The sequence below is a fragment of the Streptococcus sp. 1055 genome (assembly GCF_013276815.1).
GTDB lineage: Bacteria > Bacillota > Bacilli > Lactobacillales > Streptococcaceae > Streptococcus > Streptococcus pseudopneumoniae.
The window spans coordinates 1-12997 of record NZ_VMLT01000146.1; the positions used below are offsets into that span (position 1 = coordinate 1).

General features: G+C 41.8%; 9 protein-coding genes. 5 read left to right on the forward strand and 4 right to left on the reverse strand.

The annotated features are described in order from the left end of the window. Nucleotides 1-57 precede the first annotated feature (57 nt). Entirely contained in the window at nt 58-2316 is a 2259-nt protein-coding gene (gene glgP / locus HT699_RS10845; RefSeq protein ID WP_000950148.1) for a glycogen/starch/alpha-glucan family phosphorylase, read from the reverse strand. Between the two features lie 25 nt (nt 2317-2341). Continuing rightward, nucleotides 2342-3907, reverse strand: coding sequence for a 4-alpha-glucanotransferase (gene malQ, locus HT699_RS10850; protein WP_310732869.1), 1566 nt, complete (start codon nt 3905-3907; stop codon nt 2342-2344). Nucleotides 3908-4516: 609 nt separating this feature from the next. On the opposite strand from malQ, the gene HT699_RS10855 reads away from it, so the two are divergent. From HT699_RS10855 to HT699_RS10875, 5 genes are all read left to right on the forward strand, one after another. Then, nucleotides 4517-5788, forward strand: coding sequence for an extracellular solute-binding protein (locus HT699_RS10855; RefSeq protein ID WP_000095469.1), 1272 nt, complete (start codon nt 4517-4519; stop codon nt 5786-5788). Nucleotides 5789-5899: 111 nt separating this feature from the next. Further along, on the forward strand, nt 5900-7192 hold the full coding sequence (locus HT699_RS10860) for a sugar ABC transporter permease (RefSeq protein ID WP_166730672.1): 1293 nt from the start codon (nt 5900-5902) through the stop codon (nt 7190-7192). Nucleotide 7193: 1 nt separating this feature from the next. Then, nucleotides 7194-8036 carry a sugar ABC transporter permease gene (locus tag HT699_RS10865; RefSeq protein WP_001065638.1) on the forward strand — a complete coding sequence of 281 codons (843 nt, stop codon included), beginning with the start codon at nt 7194-7196 and terminating at the stop codon, nt 8034-8036. 261 nt (nt 8037-8297) lie between these two features. After that, complete coding sequence (locus tag HT699_RS10870) at nt 8298-9098, forward strand: DUF1189 domain-containing protein (protein ID WP_172934363.1); 801 nt, start codon at nt 8298-8300, stop codon at nt 9096-9098. Between the two features lie 9 nt (nt 9099-9107). Further along, complete coding sequence (locus HT699_RS10875; RefSeq protein ID WP_023939941.1) at nt 9108-10094, forward strand: LacI family DNA-binding transcriptional regulator; 987 nt, start codon at nt 9108-9110, stop codon at nt 10092-10094. A 28-nt stretch (nt 10095-10122) separates the two neighbouring features. On the opposite strand, the gene HT699_RS10880 is transcribed toward HT699_RS10875, so the two are convergent. Further along, nucleotides 10123-11064, reverse strand: a complete 942-nt coding sequence (locus HT699_RS10880) for a YitT family protein (RefSeq protein ID WP_138701924.1) — start codon at nt 11062-11064, stop codon at nt 10123-10125. Continuing rightward, nucleotides 11042-12805: an aspartate--tRNA ligase gene (gene aspS / locus HT699_RS10885; protein WP_166731545.1), complete on the reverse strand. Its 1764-nt coding sequence runs from the start codon at nt 12803-12805 to the stop codon at nt 11042-11044. Before aspS ends, HT699_RS10880 begins: the two co-directional genes overlap by 23 nt. Nucleotides 12806-12997: the final 192 nt, after the last annotated feature.

Sequence of the window (12997 nt, forward strand, 5' to 3'; positions counted from 1 at the left end):
CACCGCTTTGAGGTTGCAGATAAAGCTGACGTGGTTTGAAGAGATTTTCGAAGAGTATTAGTTCAAGTGCCAGATGTCTTCATTATACTGAGCGATTGTACGGTCAGATGAGAAGAATCCTGCTTTAGAAATGTTAACGATGACTTTATCCAACCATGCGTCACGGTCTTCGTAGTCAGCAAGCATTTGCTCTTTGACTTTGATGTAGTCTTCCAAATCAAGAAGAGTCATGAACCAGTCTTTGTTGATCAATTCATTGTAAAGACGTTCCAAGCGCTCTTTGTTTCCAGCTGCAAGAACTGCATCACTAACGATGAAGTCAACCAATGGTTTGATAGCTTTACGAGCGTAGAATTCACTTGATTTGTAAGCTGCTTTTGCGTAAAGGTCGATAACAGTTTCTGAATCTTCACCAAAGATGTAGATGTTTTCATCACCAACCAACTCAGCGATTTCCACGTTAGCTCCGTCCATAGTACCAAGAGTCAAAGCTCCGTTCAACATGAATTTCATGTTACCAGTACCTGAAGCTTCTTTAGAAGCAAGTGAGATTTGTTCTGAGATGTCACATGCTGGGATAAGGAAGCTTGCTGCAGTAACGTTGTAGTTTTCAACCATAACTACTTGCAAGTGTGGAGCTACTGCTGGATCGTTAGCAATCACTTCTGACATGCAAAGGATCAAGTGGATGATGTCTTGAGCGATTGTGTAGGCTGGAGCTGCTTTACCACCAAAGAAGATTGTAATTGGGCGAGCAGGGATGTTACCAGCTTTGATGTCAAGGTATTTGTGGATTACGTACAAAGCGTTCATTTGTTGGCGTTTGTACTCGTGAAGACGTTTGATTTGGATATCAAAGATAGAGTTTGGATTGATTTCCACACCTTGGTGTTCTTTCAAGTGACGAGCCAATTTACGTTTGTTGTGAGCCTTGATGCTTTCCAATTTTTCTTTGACAGCTGCTTTGTCTTCATAAGACAAAAGTTTTTCAAGCTCATCTGCTTCATGGTGCCAACCATCTCCAAGAATCTCATCCAAGTAGTGAGACAATCTTGGGTTAGCATGCATGAGCCAACGACGGAAAGTGATACCGTTGGTTTTGTTGTTGAATTTTTCTGGGTAAAGGTCGTAGAAGGCTTTCAACTCAGAATTTTTCAAGATTTCAGTGTGAAGTGCTGCAACCCCGTTAACGCTGTATCCGTAGTGGATATCCATGTGAGCCATGTGAACACGTCCGCTCTCATCGATAATTTGAACAGCTGGATCTTTGTACTCTGCCTTCACACGACGGTCCAATTCTTCGATGATTGGTACCAAGTGAGGAACCACTTCTTGCAAGAATTCAAGAGGCCATTTTTCAAGGGCTTCAGCAAGGATTGTGTGGTTAGTGTAGGCAGTCATGCTACGAACGATTGAGATTGCTTCGTCAAGCTCGATACCACGTGCAGTCAAAAGACGGATCAATTCAGGAATCACCATTGATGGGTGAGTATCGTTGATTTGGACAACTGCGTAGTCAGCAAGGTCATGCAAGTTGCTTCCTTTTTCGATTGCTTCGTCGATGATCAATTGCGCACCGTTTGAAACCATGAAGTATTGTTGGAAGATACGGAGCAATTCACCTTGACGGTCACTATCATCTGGGTAAAGGAAGAGCGTCAAGTTGCGAGCGATATCTGTCTTGTCAAAGCTGATACCGTCTTTAATAATAGAAGAATCAACTGAATCCAAGTCAAACAAACGCAAGCGGTTCTTCGTTTCTGTCTTGTAACCAGGAACATCAATATCATAAAGAGTTGATGTCAAAGTAAAGTCTGCAAATGGTACTTGGTAGCTACGGCTTGAGCGAACCAACCAGTTTTGCTCTGTCAACCATGCGTTTGGAATTGTTTCTTGTTGGTTGTTTTTAAGAACTTGTTGGAAAAGACCAAAGTGGTAGTTCAGACCAACACCGTCACCATTCAAACCAAGAGTCGCAATTGAGTCGATAAAGCAGGCAGCCAAACGTCCCAAACCACCATTACCAAGAGATGGTTCCAATTCAACTTCTTCAACTTCGATCAAGTCTTTACCTGCAGCAGCAAGTTCTTTTTTGACATCGTCGTAAAGACCAAGGTTAATCAAGTTGTTTGACAAGAGTTTACCAATCAAGAACTCAGCTGAGATGTAGTAAACTTTTTTCTTACCAGTGTTAACTGGTTTTTGGCTACTTGCAAGCTTGCTGTAGTTAAGAAGGGCAAGGTAAAGCTCTTCATTGCTACATTCTGCAATGGTTTTATTGTAACGATTTTGTACAAATTCTTGTAGTGATAACATGTTTAAGATGTCTCCTGATATTGTATTATTTCTTTAATTCTACCAAATTTTCATTTATTCGGCGATAGATTGTTGTTAAGTCAAGCAAACCTTCCTCGACAGCTGGTGTCAATTGTTCTTCAGTCATACGCCAAGACCAGTTTCCACCAAGGGTAGATGGGAAGTTCATACGAGCTGTCTCATCCAATTCTAGCAAATCTTGCATAGTTGCAATTGCCATGAAGCTAACTGATGAAAAGACTGTACGAAGCATAGCATGTGGCACTGTTTCGTATTCTTTACGGTTCGTGTAACGAGCCATGTATTCACGAGTTGCATCATCGATCTCGTTACGGTACCAACCAAGGACCGTATTGTTATCGTGTGTTCCTGTGTACATAACTGAGTTAGCAGGTGCCAAGTGTGGGCTATCGATGCTTTCGTCTTCTGGGTTGAAGGCAAATTGAAGAATCTTCATTCCTGGGAAGCCAGTACGTTCACGCAATTCGATCACTTCATCAGTCATGAAACCAAGGTCTTCTGCGATGATGTTTAACTCACCAAGTTCTTCCTTAACGGCTGCAAAAAGCTTGTATCCTGGACCTTTCACCCACTCACCAGGTGCTGCTGTATCGGAACCAGCAGGGATTTCCCAGTAAGATTCGAAACCACGGAAGTGGTCGATACGAACGATATCGTAGATTTTGAAGCTTTCACGCAAGCGTTCAATCCACCATTTGTAGCCGTCTTTGTCCATTGCTTCCCAGTCATAGATTGGGTTACCCCAAAGCTGACCAGTTGCAGAAAATTCATCTGGTGGGCATCCTGCGATGCAAGTAGCCTTACCGTTGACATCTGTCTTGAAGAGATGTGGATTTGCCCACATATCGCTTGAATCTTCCGCTACGTAGATTGGCATGTCTCCAACGATTTCGATGTGATTGTCGTTAGCATATGCTTTCAATTTTAACCATTGTTGGAAGAAGAAGTATTGAGTCACACGGTGGTAAACCAACTTGTCTGCCAATTGCTCACGATAGCTTTCAAGTACTGAAGCTTTACGAGCACGAGCGTCTGCATCTGGCCATTCAGTCCAAGCAAGATTGTCAAAATGCTCTTTGATAGCCATATACTCAGCAAAGAGCTCAAGCCATGATTGGTTGTCTTGAGCAAATTTCTCAAAATCTTTAACATCTCCGACTTCAAAGAAACGTTTCACCGCTTTTTCTAAAAGAGGACGACGTGCATAGTAGATTTTAGCATAATCAACTTCAGACGCATCGCTACCAAAGTCAACTCCTTCAAGGTCACTTGCTTCCAACAAACCTTGCTCCACCAAGATATCTAAATCGATAAAATGAGTGTTTCCTGCGAAAGCTGAGAAAGATTGGTAAGGAGAATCCCCGTAACTAGTTGTTCCTAATGGAAGGATTTGCCAGTAACGTTGTTTTGTGCGAACCAAGAAATCAACGAAATCGTAAGCACTTTGACCAAATGATCCGATTCCGTAAGCTCCTGGAAGAGAAGAGATGTGCATCAACACACCACTTTGACGTTTTTTCATAATAGCACCTCGTGTGTTAAAATAATGGAACGTTGCGTATTTTTGCAGACGCAAACGTTTGCGCTACTTATAAGTATACTCCTTTTCAAGCATAATTGCAAGCGTTTTTAAAAAACTTTTTTGATTATTTTTAAGGAGACTAACCCATTTTAGCAAAGATAACTTATACTCAATGAAAATCAAAGAGCAAACTAGGAAACTAGCCGCAGGCTGTACTTGAGTACGGCAAGGCGACGTTGACGCGGTTTGAATTTGATTTTCGAAGAGTATTAAAACCATCTAATCCTAAAGTTTGAGTCTCATGGGACAGTCTACAAAGTGCAAATCCTCCTCTAGAAAACTTGAATTTAGATGCAAGGGGCACAAAGGTCCATAGAAAATAGATAGGAATTAGAAACAGGGAGGTAGCCCCTCCTGATTTCCTTCTTTAGATAGATTACATCTATTTTTTATTAAAAATACTGTATTCTTATCTATTTCACACTTTTCTTCTATTAAAAAGCAAAATCATGCTATCAAATCAAGCTTAAAAATTTTTTAAAATTTTTGTCAAAAACACTTGCAACCGTTTTCTATTTGTGCTATACTAAGGTCATAAAGGAAAACGTTTGCGTTTCCTTATCAATAAAACTTGTTATTCTTTAGGAGGAATACACTATGTCATCTAAATTCATGAAGAGCGCTGCGGTGCTTGGAACTGCTACACTTGCTAGCTTGCTCTTGGTAGCTTGCGGAAGCAAAACTGCTGATAAGCCTGCTGAGTCTGGTTCATCTGAAGCGAAAGAAATCACTCTTTACGTTGAGGACCAATACAAAGCTTATGCTGAAACAGTTGCTAAAGCTTATAAAGAGCAATCAGGCACAACAGTTAACATCAAATCTGGTGACCAACTTGGTGGACTTGACAAACTTTCTCTTGACAACCAATCTGGTCAAGCTGCTGACGTTATGATGGCTCCATACGACCGTGTGGGTAGCCTTGGTTCTGACGGACAACTTTCAGAAGTGAAATTGAGCGATGGTGCTAAAACAGAAGATACAACTAAATCTCTTGTAACCGCTGCTGACGGTAAAGTTTACGGTGCTCCTGCCGTTATCGAGTCACTTGTTATGTACTACAACAAAGACTTGGTAAAAGACGCTCCCAAAACATTTGCTGACTTGGAAAACCTTGCTAAAGATAGCAAATATGCCTTCGCTGGAGAAGATGGAAAAACTTCTGCCTTCCTAGCTGACTGGACAAACTTCTACTATGCATACGGACTTCTTGCTGGTAACGGCGCTTACGTATTTGGACAAAACGGTAAAGACCCTAAAGACATCGGTCTTGCCAACGACGGTTCTATCGCAGGTATCAACTACGCTAAATCTTGGTACGAAAAATGGCCTAAAGGTATGCAAGATGGTACAGCTGCTGGAAACCTAATCCAAACTCAATTCCAAGAAGGTAAAACAGCTGCTATCATTGATGGACCTTGGAAAGCTCAAGCCCTCAAAGATGCTAAAGTAAACTACGGTGTTGCGACTATCCCAACTCTTCCAAATGGAAAAGAATATGCTGCATTCGGTGGTGGTAAAGCTTGGATCATTCCTTCAAGTACTAAGAACCTTGAAGGCGCACAGAAATTTGTAGACTTCCTTGTTTCAACTGAACAACAAAAAGCTTTCTACGATGCAACTAACGAAATCCCAGCTAATACTGAAGCTCGTTCATACGCTGAAGGTAAAAACGATGAGTTGACAACAGCTGTTATCAAACAATTCAAGAACGCTCAACCAATTCCAAACATCTCTCAAATGTCTGCAGTTTGGGAACCAGCTGCTAACATGCTCTTTGATACTGTAAGTGGTCAAAAAGATGCTAAAACAGCTGCTAACGACGCTGTAACATTGATCAAAGAAACAATCAAACAAAAATTTGGTGAATAAAAAATTTGTTCAAGGGGGGTGGAATTCAAATCCCCCTTTGAATTTATCAATAGAGACACAAATAATTTAGCTTTCTTATAAAAAAAGTAGTATCCTATGAAAGGAGTTATTATGGAAAAGCAACAACCTAGTAAAGCAGCCCTGCTGTCTATCATTCCTGGGTTAGGACAGATTTACAATAAACAAAAAGCCAAAGGTTTTATCTTCCTTGGTGTAACCATCGTATTTGTCCTTTACTTCCTAGCACTTGCAGCACCTGAATTGAGCAATCTCATCACTCTTGGTGACAAGCCCGGTCGTGATAATTCCCTCTTTATGCTGATTCGTGGTGCCTTCCATTTAATCTTTGTAGTCGTTTATGTACTCTTTTATTTCTCAAATATCAAAGATGCATATACGATTGCAAAACGCATTAACAATGGAATTCCAGTTCCACGTACCCTCAAAGACATGATCAAAGGGATTTATGAAAATGGTTTCCCTTATCTCTTGATTATTCCATCTTATGTTGCCATGACCTTCGCGATTATCTTCCCAGTTATCGTAACCTTGATGATCGCCTTTACTAACTATGACTTCCAACACTTACCACCAAACAAATTGTTGGACTGGGTTGGTTTAACAAACTTTAGTAATATCTGGAGTTTGAGTACCTTCCGTTCTGCCTTTGGTGCTGTTCTTTCTTGGACTATCATCTGGGCTTTGGCAGCTTCTACTTTACAAATCGTAATCGGTATCTTCACAGCTATCATTGCTAACCAACCATTTATCAAAGGAAAACGTATCTTTGGTGTTATTTTCCTTCTTCCTTGGGCTGTCCCAGCCTTCATCACTATCTTGACATTCTCAAACATGTTTAACGATAGTGTCGGAGCTATCAACACCCAAGTATTGCCAATCTTGGCTAAATTCCTTCCTTTCCTTGATGGCGCTCTTATTCCCTGGAAAACAGACCCAACTTGGACTAAGATTGCCTTGATTATGATGCAAGGTTGGCTTGGATTCCCATACATCTACGTTCTGACCTTGGGTATCTTGCAATCTATTCCTAACGACCTTTACGAAGCAGCTTATATTGACGGTGCCAATGCTTGGCAAAAATTCCGCAACATCACTTTCCCAATGATCTTAGCTGTTGCGGCACCTACTTTGATTAGCCAATACACCTTCAACTTTAACAACTTCTCTATCATGTACCTCTTCAACGCTGGAGGACCTGGTAGTGTCGGTGGTGGAGCTGGTTCAACCGATATCTTGATTTCATGGATTTACCGTTTGACAACAGGTACATCTCCTCAATACTCAATGGCGGCAGCTGTCACCTTGATTATCTCTATCATTGTCATCTCAATCTCTATGATCGCATTCAAGAAACTACACGCATTTGATATGGAGGACGTCTAAGATGAATAACTCAATTAAACTCAAACGTAGACTGACTCAAAGCCTTACATACCTTTACCTGATTGGTCTATCAATTGTCATTATCTATCCACTTTTGATTACCATTATGTCAGCCTTCAAGACTGGTAACGTAGTAGCCTTTAAACTAGACAGCAACGTCGACTTTAGTTTTGCTAACTTCCAAGGCCTCTTCACTGAAACCTTGTACGGTACTTGGTACCTCAACACCTTGATCATTGCCTTGATTACCATGGCTGTTCAAACAAGTATCATCGTACTTGCTGGTTATGCCTACAGCCGTTACAACTTCTTGGCTCGTAAACAAAGTTTGGTCTTCTTCTTGATCATCCAAATGGTGCCAACTATGGCCGCTTTGACAGCCTTCTTCGTTATGGCGCTTATGTTGAACGCCCTTAACCACAGCTGGTTCCTCATCTTCCTCTACGTTGGTGGTGGTATCCCGATGAATACTTGGCTCATGAAAGGCTACTTCGATACAGTGCCAATGTCTTTAGACGAATCTGCAAAACTAGACGGTGCAGGACACTTCCGCCGCTTCTGGCAAATTGTTCTTCCACTTGTTCGCCCAATGGTTGCCGTACAAGCTCTCTGGGCCTTCATGGGACCTTTCGGGGACTACATCCTCTCTAGTTTCTTGCTTCGTGAGAAAGAATACTTTACTGTTGCCGTGGGTCTCCAAACCTTCGTTAACAATGCGAAAAACATGAAGATTGCCTACTTCTCAGCAGGTGCTATCCTCATCGCCCTTCCAATCTGTATTCTCTTCTTCTTCCTACAAAAGAACTTTGTTTCAGGACTTACAAGTGGTGGCGACAAGGGATAATTTATCCCCGCCACCCTTTTTCATTTTATACTCTTCGAAAATCTCTTCAAACCACGTCAGCTTCCATCTGCAACCTCAAAACACTGTTTTGAGCAACCTGCAGCTAGCTTCCTAGTTTGCACTTTGATTTTCATTGAGTATTAGCAATTGTTACTGTAAGTACTATCCTTACAACAAGCAATTTTTCTCCTAGACTTGAAATAAAGCGAATTTCTCTATATAATAATACTCATATAGAAAACACCTTTTAGAAAGATACCTATGCTTCCATATCCATTTTCCTATTTTTCAAGTATTTGGGGATTTCGTAAGCCCCTGTCCAAACGTTTCGGGCTCAACTGGTTTCAACTACTCTTTACCAGTATCTTCCTTATCAGCTTGTCGATGGTACCCATTGCCATTCAAAACAGCTCACAGGAGACTTATCCGCTAGAAACCTTTATCGATAATGTCTATGAACCATTGACAGATAAGGTTGTCCAGGATCTCTCTGAACATGCTACAATTGTCGATGGCAACTTAACTTATACAGGAACAGCTAGTCAAGCGCCTTCTGTTGTGATTGGTCCAAGCCCAAGTAAGGAGTTCCCGAAGGACTTGCAACTGCATTTCGACACAAAAGAACTGGTCATCAGCAAGGAAAATAAGGAACTGACCCGAATCTCTTACCGAGCGATTGAGACTGAGAGTTTCAAAAGCAAAGACAGCTTAACCCAAGCAATTTCTAAAGACTGGTACCAACAGAATCGTGTCTATATCAGTCTCTTCCTAGTTCTCGGTGCCAGCTTCCTCTTTGGTTTGAATTTCTTTATCGTCTCTCTAGGAGCTAGTCTTCTCCTTTATATCACTAAGAAATCACGCCTCTTTTCATTTAAAACCTTTAAAGAGTGCTACCATTTTATCTTGAACTGTTTAGGATTGCCAACTCTGATTACGCTTATTTTGGGATTGTTTGGCCAAAATATGTCAAACCTCATCACTATACAAAACATTCTTTTTGTTCTGTATCTGGTCACTATCTTTTATAAAACACATTTCCGTGATCCAGATTACCATAAATAGGAGATTTTTATGCCCGTTACGATTAAAGACGTGGCCAAGGCTGCTGGTGTTTCACCTTCAACCGTAACCCGTGTTATTCAAAATAAATCAACCATTAGCGACGAAACAAAAAAACGCGTTCGCAAAGCTATGAAGGAACTCAACTACCACCCAAACCTCAACGCTCGTAGCTTGGTAAGCAGCTATACTCAGGTTATTGGATTAGTTCTTCCTGATGACTCAGACGCCTTCTACCAGAATCCTTTCTTTCCATCGGTTCTACGTGGCATCTCTCAAGTCGCATCTGAAAACCACTATGCCATTCAGATAGCAACAGGAAAAGATGAAAAGGAGCGTCTCAACGCTATTTCACAAATGGTCTACGGCAAGCGTGTAGATGGGCTAATCTTTCTCTATGCCCAAGAAGAAGATCCCCTCGTCAAACTCGTAGCAGAAGAACAGTTCCCCTTCCTTATCTTAGGTAAATCTCTATCTCCTTTCATCCCACTTGTCGACAACGACAATGTTCAAGCTGGTTTTGATGCGACTGAATATTTCATCAAAAAAGGCTGCAAACGCATTGCCTTTATCGGAGGAAGTAAAAAGCTCTTCGTGACCAAAGACCGTTTAACAGGCTATGAACAGGCGCTTAAGCATTACAAACTGACCACTGACAACAATCGCATCTACTTTGCCGACGAGTTTCTGGAAGAAAAGGGCTATAAATTTAGCAAGCGATTATTCAAGCACGATCCACAAATTGATGCTATCATCACAACCGATAGCCTCCTAGCTGAAGGTGTTTGTAACTATATTGCCAAACACCAGCTGAATGTCCCTGTTCTCAGCTTTGACTCGGTTAATCCCAAACTCAACTTGGCAGCCTATGTCGATATCAATAGCCTAGAACTTGGTCAAACATCATTTGAAACGATTCTTCAGATTATCAACGATGCTAAAAGCAATAAACAAATTTGTTACCGCCAGTTGATTGCCCATAAAATTATAGAAAAATAAAAACCAGCTCACGCTGGTTTTTTGGTCACTAATTATCTATCTCAACAAATCTTCCTAGAATATGAACATTTTCCGAGACAGAGACAAAGGCGCTTGGATCCACTTGTGTCATAATCTGTTTAAATTCATTAAACTCTGCACGTGTAATGACAGTGATTAAAACTGCCTTTCTCTCGTGATTATAGGTTCCTTCTGCATCGTGGATCATGGTTGCTCCGCGGTGCAATTTTTTATGGATTTTTTCAATTACCTTGTCTGGATGATTGGTCACAATCATGGCCTGCATACGTTTTTGCTTGGTAAAGACTGCATCTGTCACACGGCTAGAGACAAAGATGGTAATCATAGAGTAGAGAGCGTATTTCCAACCAAAGGTCAAACCTGCTATCAGCATGATGGTCCCATTTACTAAGAAAGAAATACTGCCGACATTCTTACCCGTTTTCTTACGAATGGTCAGACTGACGATATCCGTTCCACCACTGGAGATATTATTTCGAAGAGCAAAACCAATCCCCAAACCCATAACAACACCCCCAAAAAGGGCATTGATAATGGGATCCTCCGTCAAGGTTGCCACAGGGACAAACTGGATAAAGAAGGAACTCATGGACACCGTGATAAAGGTAAAGACAGTAAACTTATGGCCAATCTGATACCAAGCTAAGACCATCAAAGGGAAGTTAATGGCGTAGAAGGTTAGCGAAATCGGAATATGAAAACCAAACCAGTGATTACTCAAGGCAGAGATAATCTGTGCCATACCTGTCGAACCACTCGAATATACATGCCCTGGTTGAAAAAAGAAATTAACTGCTACTGCTGATAAAAAACCATAGACCAGAGAGGCCGAAATCTTCTCATCATATTTTTCGCGAGAGATGCTTTGTAAGACACGTAAAATTTTTATCTGATAAGCAAAGCGGCGCAGATAATAGCGCCACCGCTTAATTCGTTTTGCTTGTTTCATCTTCTTCTACTTGTAAGCTGAGTTCCTCTAGTTGTTTGAGAGCGACTGTTGAAGGAGCTTGTGTCATTGGGTCCGTTGCCTTGTTGTTCTTAGGAAAGGCAATGACTTCACGAATATTTTCTTCTCCAGCAAGCAACATGACAAAACGGTCAAGCCCGATAGCCAAACCACCGTGTGGTGGGAAACCATAGTCCATGGCTTCAAGAAGGAAGCCAAACTGGTCATTGGCTTCTTCAGTTGAGAAACCAAGAGCCTTGAACATGCGTTCTTGAAGGTCTTTTTGGTTGATACGGAGGCTACCACCACCAAGCTCATAACCGTTCAAAACGATATCGTAAGCAATGGCACGAACTTTAGCCAACTCACCTTCTAATTCGTGAGCTGTTTCTTCCTGTGGAAGGGTAAATGGATGGTGGGCGCTCATGTAGCGGCCTTCTTCTTCAGACCATTCAAACATCGGCCAGTCAACCACCCAAAGGAAATTGAACTTATCATTATCAATCAAACCAAGCTCTTTGGCAATGCGTCCACGAAGGGCACCAAGCGTTGCATTAGCTACCTCAAGAGTATCTGCCACAAAGAGAACCAAGTCCTTATCTTCAAGAGCAAGCGCTCTTGTCAATTCTTCTTGGATACCAGTCAAGAACTTAGCAACTGGTCCATTTAATTCTCCATCAACTACCTTGACCCAAGCAAGACCTTTGGCACCGTACTGCTTGGCTACTTCCGTCATCTTGTCGATGTCTTTACGTGAATAGTTGTCCGCAGCTCCTTTGACCACAATGGCTTTTACAGCAGGTGCTTCTGAAAAGACTTTAAAGTCTACACCTTTGACCACTTCTGTCAAGTCCTGAAGCAACATGTCAAAACGAGTATCTGGCTTGTCAGAACCGTAAAGAGCCATAGCGTCATCGTATTTCATACGAGGGAATGGAAGCGTCACTTCGATGCCTTTAGTCTCTTTCATCACACGCGCAATCAAGCCTTCTGTGATATCTTGAATTTCTTGCTCAGTAAGGAAGGACGTTTCCAAGTCGACCTGAGTAAATTCAGGCTGGCGGTCTCCACGCAAGTCCTCGTCACGGAAACATTTAACGATTTGGTAGTAACGGTCAAAACCAGCATTCATCAAGAGCTGTTTCGTGATTTGTGGACTTTGAGGAAGAGCGTAAAAATGCCCCTTATTAACACGAGACGGCACTAAATAATCACGCGCCCCTTCAGGCGTTGACTTAGAAAGGAATGGTGTCTCCACGTCGATAAACTCCAACTCATCCAAGTAGTTGCGGATAGAGTGGGTCACCTTAGCACGAAGTTTGAGATTTTCCAACATTTCTGGGCGACGAAGGTCAAGGTAACGGTAACGCAAACGTGTATCGTCATTGGCCTCAATGCCATCCTTAATCTCAAATGGGGTTGTCTTAGCTGTATTAAGCACTGTCAGAGCTGTCACGTTCAACTCAACTGCACCAGTTGGCAACTTATCATTGGCTTGCTCACGCGCAGCGACCTGTCCAGTCACCTCGATAACAAATTCGCTACGAAGGCTTTCAGCTGTTGCCATGACCTCAGCAGATACTTTTTCAGGGTTGATAACCAACTGCATGATTCCTTCACGGTCACGAAGGTCGATAAAGATCAAACCACCAAGGTCACGACGACGGCCAACCCATCCTTTCAAGGTTATTTCTTGTCCGATGTGTTCCTCACGAACACGACCAGCATACATACTACGTTTCATTGTTTCTCTCCTCTTTTATTCTGTTACTATTTTACCATAAAAGCGCAGGCTCTTCATGAAAATCAGCAGAAAAGTTTGCTAGTCTTTAAAAATCAAGTGAAGACTCTAAAAATTAGCGCTAATACTCTTCAAACCACGTCAGCGTCGCCTTACCTTAGGTATGGTTACTGACTTCGTCAGTTTCATCTACAA

Bases quoted from the DNA above. Each gene is read 5' to 3' on its own strand.
- HT699_RS10870 (WP_172934363.1), top strand. From the start codon at position 8,298: ATGCTTCCATATCCATTTTCCTATTTTTCAAGTATTTGGGGATTTCGT.
- glgP (WP_000950148.1), bottom strand. From the start codon at position 2,316: ATGTTATCACTACAAGAATTTGTACAAAATCGTTACAATAAAACCATT.
- HT699_RS10865 (WP_001065638.1), top strand. From the start codon at position 7,194: ATGAATAACTCAATTAAACTCAAACGTAGACTGACTCAAAGCCTTACA.
- HT699_RS10855 (WP_000095469.1), top strand. From the start codon at position 4,517: ATGTCATCTAAATTCATGAAGAGCGCTGCGGTGCTTGGAACTGCTACA.
- HT699_RS10860 (WP_166730672.1), top strand. From the start codon at position 5,900: ATGGAAAAGCAACAACCTAGTAAAGCAGCCCTGCTGTCTATCATTCCT.
- HT699_RS10880 (WP_138701924.1), bottom strand. From the start codon at position 11,064: ATGAAACAAGCAAAACGAATTAAGCGGTGGCGCTATTATCTGCGCCGC.
- aspS (WP_166731545.1), bottom strand. From the start codon at position 12,805: ATGAAACGTAGTATGTATGCTGGTCGTGTTCGTGAGGAACACATCGGA.
- HT699_RS10875 (WP_023939941.1), top strand. From the start codon at position 9,108: ATGCCCGTTACGATTAAAGACGTGGCCAAGGCTGCTGGTGTTTCACCT.